The organism is Geobacter sp. (assembly GCF_027327745.1).
Taxonomy (GTDB): domain Bacteria; phylum Desulfobacterota; class Desulfuromonadia; order Geobacterales; family Geobacteraceae; genus Geobacter.
Genome location: NZ_DAHVYG010000030.1, coordinates 46,056 through 64,134 on the forward strand (window position 1 = coordinate 46,056; position 18,079 = coordinate 64,134).

Genomic DNA, 18,079 nt, shown 5'->3' on the forward strand with positions numbered 1-18,079 from the left:
CCACGGAGGGGCTTTCCCCGCCCAAGCCGGAATTACAAGAGGTGAAACTGCCATGGGAAGGATAATCGTCAGGAAAGTTCGCGGACTGACCCTTCGGGCCAAAGGCGCCCTGATTATTGCCATTACGCTGCTGGTAACCGTTTTCATGTACCAGGGATGGTACCGGCCGATGCTCTCCCGGGCGTCCGTGATCACCTATTACCTGAACGCCCTGCCGGCCACCGGTGTCGGGGTCGACGGCTCCACCACCATGACCAGCGTCACCGACACCAATGTAGTGATCGGGTCGAGCAACGCCGTCCGCGGGTTGATGAACACCAACCCCCCCAGCTCGTCGGCCCGTGCACGGGTGTACGACGTCTCGGGAGGGACCAACTTCACCAACCAGGAGTTCTACCGCGCCTACACTCCGGCCTACGCCGCCGATACCCGGATCGAGGCCGGCGTGCTGGCCGAGTTTGAGGCCTACATGGTGGTGAGAGGGACGTCGGCCAGCGTTTCGGTGCAGCTCTTCGATTACAATCCGGCCACCGGCACCGCCACCCAGGTCGGTACCACCCAGACCAAGGCGCTTTCCCAGAGCACGACGGCGCTGCAGCGCTTTACCAACGGTGCGGGCACGGCGGTCAATTTCGGCAACGCCGCCGTCAAGATCCTGGCCGGGCACCGGCTGGAGGTCCGCTACCTGGTTTCCTGCACCAACTCCCAGCCGGCGCTGCTCGTCTATGCCGCGGCCAGCACCTCGCCGTCCGGCACCTCCCGGCTGATTACCTCCGAATCGGTGGTGGGGGACGTGACGGTGGGGAACGGTTCCGCCGAGCCCCCTTCCCTGACCATCGGCCCGTCGGCGAACGGCAACACCTCCTACCCGCTCGATACCTTTTCGCTGCAACTGAGCAACTCCATCTACGACACCGTCGACACCGTCACCGTTACCCTGGCGGCGGGGATGTCCCAGTACGTCGGCAAGGTGCTCGTCGCCAGCACCGACAACTCCGTCACCTACGGCTCGCTCTCCGCCCCGACCTCCGGCGACAGCTGGACGGTGCCGCTCTACGGCCTCATCCCCACCACCTCGGCGACCGACTACCAGGTCCGGATCATCCCCAAGAGCTATTCGCAGCTGCCGGCGGCCCCGGGAGGAAACTATGCGGTGACCGGCAAGGTCACGGCGATGACCCATTCCCAGTTGGGTAACATCACCGTCGCCGACACCGGGAGCGCCACGCTCACCATCGACAACAGTTCGCCGGCCAACGCCAGCTGGGGTAGCGTTGTGGCCGGCAATGCCCAGGTCACCCTCAACTGGTCGAACCCCGGCTTCGACTTCTCGGGGGTGGTCATCATCAGGGATACCAACCCGGCGGTGGGGCATCCGGTCAAGGGGCTCAGCTACGCCGCAGGCAATACCGTCGGCACCTCCCAGGTGGTCTACGTCGGCTCCGGGACCTCCTTCGTCGATACCGGGGTGGCCAACGGCACCGGTTACTACTACATGATCCACGCGTACGATGCCTACTACAACTACGCCCAGGGGGTCACCGCCGGACCGGTTGCTCCCTCGAACCCCAACATGACCTCTCTCGGGACCCCGTCCGCCCTCGGTATCAGTCCGACCACCATCAGGGTGACGATGCCGTACGTCAGCGACCCGAACAGCAACAACACCTATACGGTCAGATACCGCAAGACCGGCGACATCCTCTGGACCGACCGGATAGTCAGCGCTCCCCACGTGGCGAGTCCGTATGTCGTCGACATTACCGGACTCAACAACGCCTTCACCTACGATATCCAGGCGACGTACAACGATGCGGACGGCATCAACGTGGAGCCGCCGACCACCAGCTATACCTTCACCCTAACGGCAATCGCCCTCCCCAACAATGCGACGGTTCCCGGTACCGCCACGGCGATCGCCCTCGGGCCGAACAGCATCAACGTCGACATGCCCTATACGGGAGACTCCAACGGCAACAACACCTACCTGGTCGAGTGGCAGGACCAAGCGAGCCCCGGCTGGAAGAGCAAGAGCGGCAGCCATTTCGCGAGCCCCTACGATACCGCCATCGCCAACCTGACCCCGGCCCACGTCTACGACGTCCGGATGACCTACAGCGACCCGGACGGGACCGGCGGCGGCCAGCCGGCCCAACAGACCGTCACGGTCACGCTTCCGGCGGCCCTCGACAACGGGCTGCTCCACGACAGCACCCGCTTCCCCGGCACCACCAAGTGGGGGGGCAACTGGGGGACCGCCATCGGCAAGTACGGCGCCTTTACCTGCAACGTCTGCCACCAGCCCGGGGCCAGCAACATCAAGGCGCTCCGCTCCACCATCAGCGCTCCGGACGGGACGGCCCTGCCGGGCGGGGTCAACACCGCCGTCGTCTTCAGCAGCATCACCAGCTTCGGCAGCGACGCCGGGGGGCGCACCACCTCCCAGCGGGTCTGCGAAGCGTGCCACAGCCAGAACCTCTACCATAACTTCAACCCGAGCGGCCAGACGGTGAAGAACCATTACAACGGCCGCGACTGCACCTCGTTCTGCCACCCGCACGACAAGGGGTTTCGGGCCACCTGCGACATCTGCCACGGCACCCCCCCGACCACCGCCGACACCAACGGCAGCACCAACACCGGCCTCGTCTGGCGAAACGACGTCAACGGCGCCGCTCCGACCGGCGCCACCAGCCCGGCCAGCGCCGGCGCCCACCTGCGCCATGCCGGCGCCCAGCCCACCTACCGGGGGATGCTCTGCGATACCTGCCACCACGGCAGCGACATGCCCAACGTCAGCAAGACCATCCAGATGGGGTTCAACGCCAACGGCAGCAACGTCCCCGGTTTCGTCGGCTCGCTCGGTTACGGCAACTTCAGCGGCCACGGACCGCTCTCGAACGGCTACAGCTTCGTCTCCGGCTCGGCCGGTACCACAGTCAGCACCGGCGCCGGCTACGGCAACAGCTGCAGCGTCGCCTGCCACGGTAACTGGAGCGGCAGCGGCGGCAGCGTCTACCGCCCGTCGTGGGTCGGCGGTCCCTCCCAGGCCGCCTGCGGCGCCTGCCACGGCGCCACCAATGCCGTCCCCCCCAGCCGTGGCAGCCACACCACCCATGCCGGCAACAGCGCCGGCAACTACGGCTTCGCCTGCGCCAAGTGCCACCCGAGCGTGACCGACAACAGCCACGTCCAGGGGAACGTCCGGTGGGCGCTCAACTCCACCGACGTCCGGATCGGTGGGGGCGCGAAGTACCGGGGGGCCAACAGCGGCGGGACCAATGCCGTTGCCCCGAGCGCCAGCTACGGCAGCTGCACCAGTCTCTACTGTCACTCGAACGGCTTCAATGCCGCCGCACCGACCTACCGGAGCCCGACCTGGGGGAACACCCTCGACTGTACCGGCTGTCACGGCGACAAGACCCTCTCCCCCATCGCCACCGGCTCCCACACCAAGCACGTGAAGAGCTTCAACTGCGGCGACTGCCACAGCGTGACGGTCACCAGCGGCAGCACCGCCATCAGCGACTTCACCACCCACGTCAACAAGTCGGTGGACCTGAAGCTCGCCGCGTTGCGGGTCGTGGGGACCGCCACCTACGGCGGCGCCAACGTCACCGGCGCCTATGCCAAGACCTCCACCGGCGCCGCCGGCTTTGCCACCTGCACCAACGTCAAGTGCCACAGCGACGGCAAGTACGTCTGGAGCGGCACAACGCCGGTGACGAAGACCACCCCCGTCTGGGGGACCACCGATAACTGCTACGACTGCCACGGTGTCGGCGGCTCGTTCCCCGACTACCGCGCCGCCGCGCCGCAGTACGCCTCGTCCACCACCGCACCGGACAAGCCGAACGCCCACACCTACCACCTCGACAAGCGGGCGACCCCCACGGGCGAGACCCAGTGCCTCAATTGCCACGCCACAGTGACGGCCAGCAATACCGCCATCGACGGCACCAACCCGGGGGATCACGGCAACGGCACCTACAACGTCGTGGCGGGGGGAACATTCCGCGACGGCGACTCCACCAACAGCACCATCACCGTCACCGTCCAGCACAACTACGCGGCCTCGCCGGGGACGAGCACCTGCAGCAACGTCTCCTGCCACCCGGTCGACGATTCGCACAACCGGGGAACGAGCACCGTCGCCTGGAACAACAAGTACATCTGCACCAACTGCCACGACATCGACCTGCAGGACAATACGATGTTCCACCACTCGATGCGCAACTACTCGTCGGGCTATACCACCACCTCGCCCAACGGCGACGCCGTCAGCGGCACCAACTCCCTCTCCAGGCGCTGCACCATGTGCCACGTCGACCACGACAAGTTCAGCCCGAACCTGAACACCAGCAACAGCGGCGGCCGGGCCTACAACCTCCGGACCAACATCTCCGTCGTGCCGACGGCCGGCGCCGGTTACACCAATGCGGATTTCGTCAAGGACGGCACCGGCGGGATCTGCATCAGCTGCCATTCGAGCGCCAAGACCAAAGACACCACCTATCGCCGCAACGACACCGGGGTGACCATAACGCCGGCAATCACCTACAACAACTTCACTTCCTCGTCGCACCAGTATTACGTCCCGGCGAAGTTTTTCAGCGACGGGAGCAGGACCCAGAGCAACTGCTCCAAGTGCCACAACGCCCGGGAGAACGAAACTTCGCTCTTCATGAACATTACCTCCTCCGCCGACTCCTTCGGCAACCATGCGGGAGGGGTCCGGCGGCTCCAGGGCTCGCTCGGCGCCGCCGGCGGCGAGACGGCCGAGGAGCAGATCTGCTACCGCTGCCACAGCTCCATTGCCGCTTCCAACCCGGGCGGCGGACCCCCCAAGGCCAAGGCGGGCTACGATTATTACGGGGTGCATACCATGGATGCCGGCACCGAGGGGATCTACGCCATCATGCAGAACAACGGCGCCAGAAATCCAAACCCGACCCAGAGCTACACCAACAAGCTCTATTTCAAGCCGGGGATCAGCCAGACCGACTATGCCGGGGCTTCGTACCCGACGAACCCCATGCCGGCCAGCCCGGCCAACGACGGCGATCTGGGGGATACCTTCGTCGCCGGCAGCGGCGCCTACGCGATCCGCTCCATGTCGCCGTGGGACCCGACTACCATTTACACCGCCGACATCATCAGCAAGACCGGCACCCAGTCGGGGACGAGCTACTATCCGATGGTGAAGTTCGTCTCGCCGCTGGTTCAGGCCACCACCACCGTGCCGGCCGGTTCCTGGGTCATCAACATCTTCGCCCGCGAGTCGAACCGCTACCTGAACGCCAAGATCCGCTACCGGGTCTACAAATGGATTGGCATCGCCCCGGCCGCCGGGAGCAAGGGGGCGGACATCATCGCCAAGGGAACATACTCCACCGAGCTCTCGACCGCGGTGGCACCCGGAGCCAACCTCCAGATCGCGATCAACCTCGGGGCAGTCACCCTGAACGCCGGGGAGAAGATCGTCGTCGACCTGGCGATGCTGACCAATGAATCGAGTACCACGAATTCGCGGGTCGGTTTCTACTACTACGGCACCGGCGCCCCGAGCAACCTGACCCTGCCGGGAATGGTCTACTGGACCTACGGTGACCCCGGCACCTCCGGCTATGGCCACAACGTCCAGGGGTACGTCGGGATCCACAAACCGTCGCCGGTCGACGAGACCCGCGCCTTCATCAGCGCCAACAAGCACGTGGAGTGCGTCGACTGCCACAACCCCCACGCGCTCAAGTCCGGGCTCCATACGCCGGGGAACGCCACGCTGGCCACCGTCATGCGGGGTGCCTACGGCGTCGGTGTCACGACCTGGAGCAGCACCAACTGGGGCGGGGTGACGACCTACAACCCGAGCACGACGACCGCCCCGCTCATTACCGCCACCGCCGAATGGCAGGTCTGCTTCAAGTGCCACTCCGGCGCCAACTCGAGCGTCACCAGCTGGGGGGGGAGCGGCGCTACGGCTTGGACCGACCTGGGCCTCGAGTTCAACCCGAACAACAAGTCGGGACACCCGGTCATCCAGTCGCTGAACAACTACGCCAATTCGGCTGCGCCGAAACCGTTGAAAAACACCCAGATGAAAGCGCCATGGACGAACGTCGGCACGCAGGTCATGACCTGCGCAGACTGCCATGACAGTGATAACGCCACGACCAGGGGGCCACACGGTTCCACCGTCAAGTGGATGCTGACCGGCACGTACAAGAACTGGCCTTACACGACTACGGGCGGTAACGGGGGCTCAGCCGGGACGCTGGTGACAATGGGGGGCACGAGCTTTTGTGACAACTGCCATGTTACGACGACCACCGGTCATAATGCCAACGGGTCATGGACTTCGCGGGATAGTGCTCATACCGGCAAGCCTTGTGTCGGCTGCCATATCCGCGTGCCGCACGGCGGCAAGACCAACCGCCTGATTACCGGGACAAACGCGCCGGCGCGGTACAAGCCGGACGGCAACGGCGGCGGAACCCTCTACCTCCAGGGCATTGTCAAGTGGTCGACGACCCCTTCAAAGTCTAACTGTTACTCAACTAACGGTTCATGTAGCGACCATAATTCGGCAGGAAGTACTGTGGTCTGGTAGTGTGTACTGACCGCAAGAGAGCAACATTGGAGGGCCGGGCACTGTCCCGGCCTTTTCCATTGGTTCAATGGATGGGAAATGGTATCATCGCATCGAAACAGCGAGGTTTAACATGAAGCGCCTTAATTACCTGTATAGCCTCATAATCTGTTGTTCATTTATGATTACGGTTTACGGCTGTTCCGCGTCGAATGATAGGGACGTGCAGCAGGTCCAGGGGACGATACGACGATACAACCAGCTCCTCATCGATGGGTACAGGAAGATGAACATGAATCCCTTGCAGGAGGTGGCGACGCCGGAACAGGCGGAAAAGCTCTATTTTCACATGGCGGCACTCGGCGAGGGGAGGTTGCGCCTGGATTCGACCCTGAAAAACATTTCGTTCGTGAACATCGACATGGCAAAGCCCGATGAGGCTACCGTCGTTACCAGGGAAACCTGGGACTATACCCATGTGAATCTCAATACCGGGGGAAAGTTCGACGAGGAGAAGGATTTTGTCTACGAGATGAAATATACGCTGAAGCGCCGGGATGGTCGCTGGATCATCACCAACGTGGCGACCCTCGGCGGCAAGAGCACCAATACGGTCATTCCATGGCCGGTGATCGACCGGCGGAGGAACGCCAAGCATACTGGGCATACCGATGCGGGCGCCGCGGCGCCGGCGGGACGTCCTTGACTCGCGAACTGGATTGAACCTATAGTGATATCCGAAATATCACCTTTCCCCGCAACGCGGAGGCAATGAAACTGTTCCGGTCGTGAACCACGTCGTCATGAAACATATCCCTCGCTTTTTTCTCGCCCGCAATACGGTACTTGCCCTGATCCTGCTGGCGCTGGCGTCCATGCTGCTGGCAAGCTTCATTCCCCAGGCGTTTCTGCTGGGCCCGGCTGGGCAAGCAAAGTGGCGTGCTGATTATCCGCGGCTGGCCCCGCTGGCGGAACAGCTCGGCCTGACCCATATCTATACCCACCCTGTCTTTGCCATTATTCTGTTCCTCACTATAATCTCCCTTCTTTTCTCGTGCCGGGAACAGGTCAGGCTCGCCCTGCGGCAGACATTCGGAGATGCCGCCGTAACAGCAGGGCAAGGCATTGTGACCAGCCTGGGTGTTACTGAGTTGACCTCCCTTCTCGTCAGGCACGGATACCGGCGCATCGGGAGAGCCACGACTGTCCGGATGGTCCGGAATCCCTGGGGATACTGGGGAAATGTCTTGTTCCATGCCGGGATGCTGGTGGTGATCGTTTCCTCTCTCTGGATCGCCCTGATCCAACAGCGGGGATCGATTAATCTTGCCGAGGGGGAAGTGTTCACTCCCGGTCAGGAATGGCCGACTCTGGATCTGGGGCTCCTTGCCCGGCCATTCGTGCTCGATCAGGGGGTGCGCCTTGACCGGACCGACTACGAGTTTGGGCCGAGTCTTGCGGTGAAGCGGGTCGCCTCGGCGCTCACCTTTTTTGATGGCGATACGCCGGTTGCGTCGCGCACCGTGGCGGTGAACCAGCCGCTCGATTACAGGGGCCTGCGCATCTACCAGCGTCTTGAGTTCGGGCATGCGTTTTATCTTACCGTGACGACGCCGGACGGCAGGCGAAGTGTTGTCCAACTCTTGCTCGCGCATCCCGACAAACCGGATGCGGCGAGCTACGCGGATTATCCGGACAAGCTCGGGAAGAACAGCGTGCTGCGGGTGAAGTATTTTGCGGATGCGGAGAAGCGCTCTCTTAACCGTGAAAACCCCCTCCTTGTGCTGCGGCTCGATGAGTCCGGAACGGAGCGGGGACAGGTTTACCTGACACCAGGGAAGGAGGGGACGATAGCGGGGTACGGATTCCGTCTGGAAAAGATCGGAAGGTGGTCGGGCCTGACCTTTGTCAAACTGAGCGGCATTCCCGGGATATTCGTCGGCTTCTTCATTATTTGCCTGGGAGGCGTTCTGCACTATTTTACCCCTCCTCGGGAGGTGGCGATCTGTTCATCCCCCGAAGGGGGCGCCCGGGTTTTCTGGCGTGCAAACAGGTTTGCCGAGTTCTACCGGGAGGAATTCGAGTCCCTGGAGGCACAACTGTCGGGAGAAAAATCAGATGGATAGGGGCATTGCCTATTATGTCGCGGTAAATTGGATAATCGTCTTTTTCTACGTGGTGGCAACCATTGCCAATGTGTACGGCCTGGTATTCGGCAACGAGAAGATGGAGCGCCGCAGTTTCCGGCCCGTCGCATGCGGCTTTGTTATACACACCACTTCCATCATCCTGTGGTGGCGCATGGTGGGACACGGCCCTTACATGGCCCCGTCCGAGGTGCTTTCCTCGGTCTCATGGTTCAGTATCGTGATGTTCTTCCTCTTTCTCCTCGTTTATCCGCGATTGCGGCCGGTAAGCATCTTCGTCTTTCCTTCGGCATTCCTTATGCTGGCCATAGCAAACTTCTACAATCCCGGGATCCGCACCCTCCCCCCAACCTTTGGAGGAGTCTGGCTGGTCTTTCATATTGCCTTCTACAAGATCGCCCTTGGAACCCTGATCATCGCCGTCGCCTTCTCCGTTTTTTATCTTATGAAGGGGCGGGGCTCTCAGGTTGCTTGGCTGCAGCGTCTTCCCGAACTCTCCGTTATCGACCTCTATGCATATCGCTTTGCCGGATTCGGATTTATCTTTTGGGCCATTGCCATGCTGGCCGGTTCCATCTGGGCTTACAAGTCGTGGGGCCGTTACTGGGGATGGGACCCGGTGGAGACCTGGTCGCTCATCACGTGGCTGTTTTTTGGCGTCTATCTGCACCTGCGCCGATTCTTCCGGTGGAACGGGAGCAGGGCTGCCTGGTTCTTTGTATTCTGTTTCATCATGTCTCTGATATCATATTTCGTGACATCCCATATGGGGAGTTCTGTTCATGCGGAGTATTTCAGATAGTTGAGGCTCTTGTACCTTTATTGCGGCAGGCCCGACATCACATGCCCGGTGCGCTTCAATAACGAGCGGGGCAAGGGAGAGCTAAACATCTGCAAGGCACGGAATAGCCCTATGAATTCGAGGACATACGCAACCTGATCACGGACTTTAGTTTCTTACAACTTGAGTCTTTGCAATATTTGAGCAAACTTTGTCATGAGAGGGCAGGGACAATAGTCTGTTCAGTCAATCGGCAGCAGGCGGCAATGACGCTACGACCAAGCCGAGTGAGATAGTAGCGATAAGTTCCCGCAATCTTTTTGATGATGCCCAGCTTTCGTAATCGCCACAACTGCCGTGTAATTCCCGACGCGGAGGGAGCAATCCCCGTTTGTAACCCTGAAAACCGTAGCCACGGGCAAAAAAAGCTGAACATTTCGCCTCCGTTTCTCTAGAGTACGCTAGGGAAATAGGAGGGACCGACAAATTGGATACACGGCAAGTCAAACGAATCAGCTTCTGCGGCCAGCCGGTCGGCTCGGAAGACTTCAAATCCGACGCAGTGGATTATTAGGTAGGTAAGGCTTGGGGGATAGCTGATATTGAAGCCAACAAAAAGCAGTTTGGCAGGAACAGTCGTGTTTGGCTTGTATTCGGGGTGACATGAGAGGGGGAGCTGCGAGGCTCCCCCGTTCTGTGTCGTCTGAAACTAAGGCTTATAATTAACTTATATATCTATTTTAATTTAATTCCCTCTGACGAGAATCTTGAATACCCTGCCACCGCCAGAAATTTGGTCAGCTACCCACATGTGTGTCCCATCGAATACAAAGTTGTATGGGCGTGTCCCGGCGGGGAGTTGGATTGTTTCGACAATCGCATTGGTAGTAATGTCGATACGCATAATAGTGGCATCGTAGGAATTTGCCAGCCAGATATAGGTACCGTCGAAGGCAATGCCACGTGCGCCATTCCCGGCAGGGATTGTTGCAACAACAGTGTTTGTTTCTGGATCAATCTTGTTCAGCACGTTGTTGTTGAAGTCAGGCAGCCAGATGTGAGTACCATCGAAGCCGATGCCATTCACTGAGGGAGCACCCATTATGCTGGTCGAGGAGAAGACAATAGAGTCAGTAGAAGGATCAATCTTGCAAATGCCGTTGCCGTTGTTGGCGACCCAAAGATACTTGCCGTCGAATAATACGGCAGCGGCGCCGTCAAAACCAATAGGAATGGACTGGAGGCGGGTATTAGTATTCACGTCAACTTTGTCGACTGTTCCGGCTCCGGTGGAAATTCAAAGGTATTGTCCATCAAAAGCGGAACCCCACGCGTAACCAGACAGCGCGACTGATCCAATCACTGAATTTTGCGACGGATCAATCTGGTAGACATTGCTGTCGGAAACACACCAGACGTACGTACCATCGAACGTAAGACTGGCTGGAGTGCCGGTTACAGAAATGGTGGCAATAACGTTGTTTGTGTAAATATCTATTTTTGATACGGTTCCGGAGTCATAGTTGGCTACCCACATGTTGAGTCCATCGAATGCCATGCCACGTGGGGTGAGCCCAACGGCAATAGGTGTATTCTTTGTGCCAAGTGTCTGATAAAGCAATGGCACATCACGCTTGACCCCAGCCACCGCCGAGGAAGCAACGCCAACAACGAGATAAAACGCCAGCAATAACTTCAATCTTTTCATCCAATTCCTCCCAAGAAAGTAATAATTGCACAATCTTTTTGTGCAAATAAAGGTCGGAATGCTATCGGTTTTGCAAGATAATGTAAACTAAAAAATAACAATTATAATAAATAAATATAACTTGGTTTAATCCACGCCTAGAATCTCCATCTCCGTATCCTTCTTCTCCGCGGCAAGTTGGACCCTAATGGCGCTCTTTTTTCCCAATCATCAATCCATTTCGAGTGAGGGATGCCTCAGCGTTGTCCGACAGAAACATCGTGGGCGCTGCTGTTTAAATCGCAGCTTGACGGCATAATATGGGTATGTTTTATTGCGGCAGGCTCGACGGCACATGCCTGGTGCGCTACGACAACGAGCGGGGCAAGGGAGATCACAAGCACCTGCAAGGCACGGAACAGCCCTATGCTTGCTACGCGCAACATGGCCGGTGAACGCCATGACCTCTGGGCGGTCAACGTCGACGACGAATACCTCGAGGAGTCGAGCGAGAAGGTTGGGGCGGTCTCGGTCTGTTCCAGGTAAAAATCTTTGCACAAGATGGCGTTCGAACTGCTTGATTGTCCTCGGGGGGGCATTGTGGCCGCTTGGTCTGAAGCAAGACTATATGGAGTGTGATTGAGTAATTTTGCTCAGTGATTGAGTAAAATTGGTTGAATCAAGAAAACCCTTTTGCTATAAAGGGGTTATGGATTACGAACGCCCCCTTCAGTCAGAGCTCCTGACCCTTCTTTCCCGTCCTACGCCGGTCATTCAGGTCCTGATCGGCCCACGGCAGGTGGGCAAGACCACCATCGCCCGCCGGATTGAAAAGTCCATCGGCATTCCCGCAATATATGCCACGGCCGATAGCCCGGTGCCGCTGGATGCGGCCTGGATCGAGACCCAATGGCGCCGGGCGGTTGCCGAGGGGACGGCATCCGGCGCGCCGGTCCTTCTCATCCTCGACGAGGTGCAGAAGGTGCGGGGATGGAGTGAAATCTTGAAGCTCCTCTGGGACAACCGCTCGGCCGCCTCCGATATCCGTGTCATGGTCCTCGGCTCATCGGCCCTCCTGATGCAGGAAGGGTTGAGCGAAAGCCTTGCCGGCCGGTTTTTTCTGCATCGCTGCAGCCACTGGGGGTATCAGGAATGCCGGGACGCCTTCGGCTGGAGCCTCGAGCAGTGGATCTACTTCGGCGGCTATCCGGGGGCTGCATCATTTGCCGATGATGAAACATCCTGGAAGCGTTACATCGTCGATTCCCTGATTGAGACCGTGCTGGCTCGCGACGTGCTCCAGATGAGCAAGATTACCAAGCCGGTTCTGCTGCGCCATCTGTTCGCCCTTGCCGCCACCCTGCCGGCTCAGTCGATTTCATACACCAAGATGCTCGGCCAACTCCATGATGCCGGCAATACGACTACTCTTGCCCATTACCTGAAGTTGCTCGAATCGGCTTTTCTCATAAGCGGCCTGGAGCTTTTCTCCCGGGGCCAGCAGAGAAAGCGTGGCAGCAGCCCCAAACTGGTGCTCTGGAACAATGCCCTGGTCAATGCCCTTTCCACTAAGAGTTTTGCCGATTCCCTCGGCGATACGATCTGGTGGGGGCGCCTGGTGGAGAATGCCGTGGGCGCCTACCTGTGCAACCTCAATTCGGTTGAATACATGGTGACCTACTGGCGCGATGGTGACCATGAAGTCGATTTCGTGGTCACACGGGGACGCGATGTCTGGGCAATTGAGGTGAAAAGCGGCAGGAGCGGGAAATCGTCGGGACTTGCCCGGTTCCGCAGCCGATATCCCGATGCCCGGCCACTGCTTGTAGGAGGGCAGGGAATCCCGCTGCCTGAGTTTTTCGGCAGGGATGCTTCTCTGTGGTTTGTGTAGAGGATGTAGGACAACGAGCGGGGCAAGTCTGTTGGAACCCATTAAACTGTCGTTGAAATTTCGGGGGAGATGGCTGGCTTGACCGGGTCCGGGCCGAGAGTTGTCCTAGGAGGCCATCGACATGACGGAGAAGCTCGATGCCGGCTGGCGACCGGAAAAACCGGTCGAACGTCTTTACTTCGGGGACCTGCAGACCCTGCTCAGGTATCTCACTCCCAAGCGGTTCGAGCTTCTGAATGTTCTGCACAAGACAGGGCCTTCCAGCATCAATGCACTGGCGAAGACTCTCCACCGTCAATACCGGAATGTTCACACCGACATCAAGGAGCTGGAGGTGCTCGGATTGGTGGAAAAAAATGCCGGGGGGCTCTATCTCGTTCCCTGGGACGAGATCAGCACCACCATAAAGCTGGCAGCCTGACGAAAGCATCCGTGAGCGCTCGTCGTGGTGAACGAGCGTTCCCTTAATCAACTGTGGAACAGTGAATGTCCCCCAATGCCGGGGATTGGAACCCTTTAAACTACCGTTGAAATTTTGGGGGATATCGCCTATAACAAACGGTAAGAAAAACACCAGCGGGTGTTCCGATACCGACGTCGAGGACCATGTCCCCCCGATGAAATCCCTCAAACGCTTTTTCCTCTCCCGTTCCACGGTCATCTCTCTCATCTGTCTGATGCTCGGCGTGGTTGTGGGGGGGTATTTCATCCCCCAGCGGTTTCTGACCGCGCCGGCAGAGCTGGAGAAGTGGCAGCTCGCCCACCCCACGTTTGCCATCCTGATGCGGTGGTTCGCCCTCGACCATGTGTACACCTCCCCCTGGTTTGCCCTGATTCTGCTGGTGTTCCTCGTTTCCCTCTCCCTGTCGACCGTGGAGCAGTTCCGGGCAGCGTCCCGGCGGACCTTCTCCCCGCCGGGGGAAGGGGGGGAGACGGCGGTGCTGGCCGTCCCGGGCTCCGAGGTGGTCGCCGCGATCGGTAAGCTGGGCTATCTGCCGGTGGGAAAGCGGGGGGAAGGGCGCCGCCTGGTGCGTCATCCCTGGGGCTACTGGGGGAATTTTCTCCTTCATCTGGGGATTGCCGTCACCATCGTGGCCTCGTTGATGATCGTGCTTCTGGAGAAGCGGGGACTCGTGGAGCTGATCGAGGGAGAGGTGTACGTACCGGGGATGCCGTGGACCAGCGAGGAGCGGGGGCTCATCTCCCACTCCCTGCGGCTTCCGCAGCCGGTGCGGCTCGACCGGATCCGGGCCGAGTTCTGGGAGAACGACAACCTCAAGCAGCTCTACACCGACTTTTCGTTTCTCTCCCCCACGGGGGCGGCGGCTTCCTACGGCATGCACATCAACAGCACCGTCTACCACGACGGGATCCGGGTGTTTCAGGGGAAGCGCCAGGGTCACGCCTTCTACGTGCGGCTCGTGGATGAACGGGGGGGGCGCCATGACGAGATCTTCCCGATCCCCTACCCGCCGAAGCGAGATCGGGCCGGCTATGGCGAGTTCATCCTCCCCTGGTCCCCCTACGGGCTGAAGGCCAAGTACTACGCCGATGCCTCGCGCCGGACGATGGCGGGGGAGAACCCCGAGCTGGTGCTGCGGCTTACGGAGGGGAGAAGGGTCGTGGCCGACCTCTCCCTCACGAGGGGGGGGACGGGGATGCTCGGCCCCTACCGGGCCACGCTGGTGGCGGTGAAGCGCTGGGCCGGCCTCATCTTCATCGACACCGTCGGGATGGGGGGGATCTTTTTCGGCTTCTTCATCATCGTCCTCGGGGGGGCGTTCAACTATTTCTTCCCGCCGCGGGAATTCACCGTCCGCGACGCCGACGGCGGGTGCCGGGTGAGCTGGCGGGCCGCCGGCTCCGAGAAGCTCTATCGCGATGAATTCGAAACGATCCTGCATCGTTTTGCCGGGAGAACCTGAACATGACCAGCGATTTCATCCTCGTCACCACCATCCAGTGGGCTGCCGTCGTCATCTACGTCATTGCCGCCGTCGCCAATACCTGGGGAGTCATCTTCGACCGGGAGCGCCCCGAGAAGTTCGGTTACCGCATTGCCGCCGCGGGGCTCGCGGTGCACGGGGTGGCCCTCGGCATCTGGTGGCGGGCGGTGGGGCACGGCCCCTACATCACCCGTCACGAGGTCCTTTCCTCCATGGCGTTCATGATGGTGGCATTCTTTCTGGTGGCCGCGCGCTCCATTCCGCGGATCCGGCCGGCGAGCATCCTGGTCTTTCCGGCGGCCTTTCTCTTTGTGGCCCTCAGCATCTTCATCAGTCCGTCGGTGACGAAACTGCCGCCGACGCTCCGGAGCATCTGGCTCGTGCTACACGTCTCCTTCTACAAGATCGCCCTGGCGCCCATGCTGGTGGCCCTGGCGTTCTCCGTCTTCTACCTCCTGAAGCGGCGCAAGTCGGCGCCGTGGCTCGCCCGGCTCCCCGATCCGGAGACGATGGATCTGCTGGCCGGCCGCTTCGCCGGTTTCGGCTTCGTCTTCTGGGGGATCGGGATGCTGGCTGGGAGCATCTGGGCCTACCAGTCGTGGGGGAGGTTCTGGGGGTGGGACCCTATCGAGACCTGGTCCCTCATCACCTGGATCGCCTTCGGCATCCACCTCCACCTGCGCCGCTTCTTCCGGTTCACGGGGAAGAAATCGGCCCTGTTCTTCATCTTCTGCTTCATGCTGTCGCTCCTGGCGCTCTTTTTCACGCCGATCCTCGGGGCGTCGGTCCATTCGGAATACTTCAAGTAGGAGCCGTCGCCCATGGATCAGTTCGCACGCCGCCGCAGGGAGCTCTTCAACCGGATCAATTCGTTCATCTGGTCGGAAGGGGGGGAGGGGGAGTTCAACGACCTCTGCCTGGAGACCTTCCGCTACCAGTACGAGGCGAACGAGACATATCGGAAGTACTGTGACCTCAAAGGGGTGAACGTGGACGGCGTGGCGAGCTGGCGCGACATTCCGGCCTATCCGTCGGACGGCTTCAAGAAGTCGCTGGTGGTCTCCTTTCCCCGGGAGAAGGCGGTGATGGCCAACATCACCGGAGGAACCACCAACCCCGACCTGCGGGGGATCATCCTGCGCGACCGGTACGGCCGGGAGCTGGTCCTTTCCTCCAACCGGTGGGTCATGGGGGAGTACCTCTTTCCCGAGGGGGAGCGGATGCCGATCCTGGTCCTCGCCCCCTCTCCCAAGAGCGCCCCGAATATGGGGATGGCCGTCGGGATGGCAGAGACGATCAGGCACTTTGGCTCCGAAGGGAGCGGTTTTTTCATCACCCGTACCGGCATGAAGACCGGCGCGCTCCTGAAGGCGATGAAGGAATTCGAGCGCAAGGGGGTGCCGGTGGCGCTCATCGGCTCCACCTCGGCCTTCGTCTATCTCTTCAACGCCCTGCGGGCCAACGGGCTGCGCTTTTGTCTCGCGCCGGGGAGCCGCATCGTGGACGGCGGCGGGTATCGGGGGAAGTTCGGGGAGCGGACGCGGGGGGATTACCTCCGGGAGTGCCATGAGATGCTCGGCGTCCCCGACCCTTTCTGTGTGAACGTCCTCGGCATGGCGGAGTGCAGCACCAACTACGTCGATGCCACCCTGCGGGACAGGGTGCGGGGAGGAGGCGGCGGACGGCGCAAGCCCGATCTGCCGTGGGCCCGGGTCGTAGCCTACGACGTGGAGACCTGCAGCCGCCCCCTCCCCGTGGGAGAGGTGGGGCTGCTGCGCCATTTCGATCTCGCCAACCTTCCGACGGTCCTCGCCGTCCAGACCGACAACCTAGGCTACCGGACCGGTGACGGTTTCGAGATCATCGGCCGGGCGCAGCTCGTCGACGGCAAGGTGTCGCGTGTCCCGTCGCACAGACCGGTGGGTCCCATGGGAGACCGGAAGATCTTTTCGTTCCTCGACGCCTACATGAAATTCTCCATCAGCCGTCACGTGTCACGGCTCGGGAAAGAGGAGGCCTTCTGCCCCTGCGGCGAGGTCATCGAGGAGATGCTGGAAGGGGGGCGCCCCCCGCAAGGGGCCGTTCCCCCAACACAGATACAAGGAGATTGACCGATGAGCCGTTTTGTCCATATCGTGACGTCCATGACTCTCGTCTTCGTCCTCTCGGGCTGCGACCGGCATGCCGACGAGAAGCGCCGGGTGGAGGAGACCGTCCGGCGTTACAACCAGCTGTTGGCCCAGGGGTACGAGAGCCTCAACATGACCCCGCTCACCGAGGTGGCCGAGATGGAGCAGGCCACGAAGGTCTACAGCCACATGGCCGCCCTCGGCGAGGCCCGGACGAGGATGATTCCGGCCCTCAGGGAGATCGCGTTCTCCGACTTCCGCTTCCCGAATGTCTCGTCCGCGTCGGTAAGGACGCGGGAGGTCTGGGATTTTCGCCACCTCAACATCGACACGGGGAAGGTGACCCGCGACGAGAAGGGGGTCGTCTACCATCTTGCCTACCGCCTGGCGCTTAAGGGGGACCGGCTGATGGTGCGGGAGGTGAAGAGCGTGGAGGCGGGAAATTGATGAACATCAGGAAAGCCGCCATCGTTTTCAACGGCTTCATTCACGACTTTGCCGCCGGTTACTGGCTGGCGCTCATGGTGGCCATCGGCCTCATGCACCGGCTCCACGGCTCCCGGCCGGACGTGGCCCCCATCCTCAACGGCATAGAGCGCAACTTCTTCTGGCAGAGCATCGCCGCCGTGGTGGCCATAACGGCCACAGGCGCCGGGCGGACCTTTACCTACATCGAGAACTGGTACGGCCCCGACGCGGAGCGGGTGCGGCGGCGGATGCTCATCATCAAGCATGTCGTCCTCCTCGCCATTTTCGGTGCCGGATATCTCGTCGTCTACCCGAAGGTGTTCCACGGATAGCAGCCAGCTCCGCCGTTCCCGCCATATGCCGGGGCTTCCCTCCCTCCGCCTTCCAGTTTCCCGTGCGACAAAGGCCTTGTTTTTTTTGGATAAATATGTGATTTTTAAT

General features: G+C 60.6%; 14 protein-coding genes. 12 read left to right on the plus strand and 2 right to left on the minus strand.

Annotation, left to right across the window (positions count from 1 at the left end):
• Nucleotides 1-52 precede the first annotated feature (52 nt).
• From M6689_RS05450 to ccsA (M6689_RS05465), 4 genes are all read left to right on the plus strand, one after another.
• Nucleotides 53-6,610 (plus strand): CxxxxCH/CxxCH domain-containing protein, encoded by a 6,558-nt coding sequence (locus M6689_RS05450; protein ID WP_298268792.1) that lies wholly within the window; start codon nt 53-55, stop codon nt 6,608-6,610.
• Between the two features lie 202 nt (nt 6,611-6,812).
• Entirely contained in the window at nt 6,813-7,295 is a 483-nt protein-coding gene (locus M6689_RS05455) for a hypothetical protein (protein WP_298268795.1), read from the plus strand.
• An 82-nt stretch (nt 7,296-7,377) separates the two neighbouring features.
• Entirely contained in the window at nt 7,378-8,715 is a 1,338-nt protein-coding gene (locus tag M6689_RS05460) for a cytochrome c biogenesis protein ResB (protein ID WP_298268798.1), read from the plus strand.
• Nucleotides 8,708-9,538, plus strand: coding sequence for a cytochrome c biogenesis protein CcsA (gene ccsA, locus M6689_RS05465; RefSeq protein ID WP_298268801.1), 831 nt, complete (start codon nt 8,708-8,710; stop codon nt 9,536-9,538). Before M6689_RS05460 ends, ccsA (M6689_RS05465) begins: the two co-directional genes overlap by 8 nt.
• A gap of 724 nt (nt 9,539-10,262) precedes the next feature.
• Here ccsA (M6689_RS05465) and M6689_RS05470 read toward each other — a convergent pair.
• Together M6689_RS05470 and M6689_RS05475 are read right to left on the minus strand one after the other, a co-directional pair.
• Nucleotides 10,263-10,778 (minus strand): YncE family protein, encoded by a 516-nt coding sequence (locus M6689_RS05470; RefSeq protein WP_298268804.1) that lies wholly within the window; start codon nt 10,776-10,778, stop codon nt 10,263-10,265.
• A gap of 36 nt (nt 10,779-10,814) precedes the next feature.
• Entirely contained in the window at nt 10,815-11,225 is a 411-nt protein-coding gene (locus M6689_RS05475) for a hypothetical protein (protein WP_298268806.1), read from the minus strand.
• A gap of 305 nt (nt 11,226-11,530) precedes the next feature.
• Here M6689_RS05475 and M6689_RS16245 point away from each other — a divergent pair, with 305 nt between their 5' ends.
• The 8 genes from M6689_RS16245 to M6689_RS05510 all read left to right on the plus strand — a co-directional run bounded on the left by M6689_RS16245 (nt 11,531) and on the right by M6689_RS05510 (nt 17,970).
• Nucleotides 11,531-11,659 carry a DUF6516 family protein gene (locus M6689_RS16245; protein ID WP_366949727.1) on the plus strand — a complete coding sequence of 43 codons (129 nt, stop codon included), beginning with the start codon at nt 11,531-11,533 and terminating at the stop codon, nt 11,657-11,659.
• A 254-nt stretch (nt 11,660-11,913) separates the two neighbouring features.
• Complete coding sequence (locus M6689_RS05480; RefSeq protein WP_298268808.1) at nt 11,914-13,095, plus strand: ATP-binding protein; 1,182 nt, start codon at nt 11,914-11,916, stop codon at nt 13,093-13,095.
• Nucleotides 13,096-13,216: 121 nt separating this feature from the next.
• Nucleotides 13,217-13,516, plus strand: coding sequence for a hypothetical protein (locus M6689_RS05485; RefSeq protein ID WP_298268810.1), 300 nt, complete (start codon nt 13,217-13,219; stop codon nt 13,514-13,516).
• Nucleotides 13,517-13,712: 196 nt separating this feature from the next.
• The gene (locus tag M6689_RS05490; RefSeq protein ID WP_298268812.1) at nt 13,713-15,020 is read left to right on the plus strand and encodes a cytochrome c biogenesis protein ResB; all 1,308 of its coding nucleotides are present in this window, start codon (nt 13,713-13,715) and stop codon (nt 15,018-15,020) included.
• A gap of 2 nt (nt 15,021-15,022) precedes the next feature.
• Nucleotides 15,023-15,850: a cytochrome c biogenesis protein CcsA gene (gene ccsA, locus M6689_RS05495; protein WP_298268814.1), complete on the plus strand. Its 828-nt coding sequence runs from the start codon at nt 15,023-15,025 to the stop codon at nt 15,848-15,850.
• Nucleotides 15,851-15,862: 12 nt separating this feature from the next.
• Nucleotides 15,863-17,152 carry a hypothetical protein gene (locus M6689_RS05500; RefSeq protein ID WP_298268816.1) on the plus strand — a complete coding sequence of 430 codons (1,290 nt, stop codon included), beginning with the start codon at nt 15,863-15,865 and terminating at the stop codon, nt 17,150-17,152.
• A 3-nt stretch (nt 17,153-17,155) separates the two neighbouring features.
• Nucleotides 17,156-17,617, plus strand: a complete 462-nt coding sequence (locus M6689_RS05505; protein WP_298268819.1) for a hypothetical protein — start codon at nt 17,156-17,158, stop codon at nt 17,615-17,617.
• Nucleotides 17,617-17,970 (plus strand): hypothetical protein, encoded by a 354-nt coding sequence (locus M6689_RS05510; protein WP_298268822.1) that lies wholly within the window; start codon nt 17,617-17,619, stop codon nt 17,968-17,970. Before M6689_RS05505 ends, M6689_RS05510 begins: the two co-directional genes overlap by 1 nt.
• Nucleotides 17,971-18,079 lie beyond the last annotated feature (109 nt).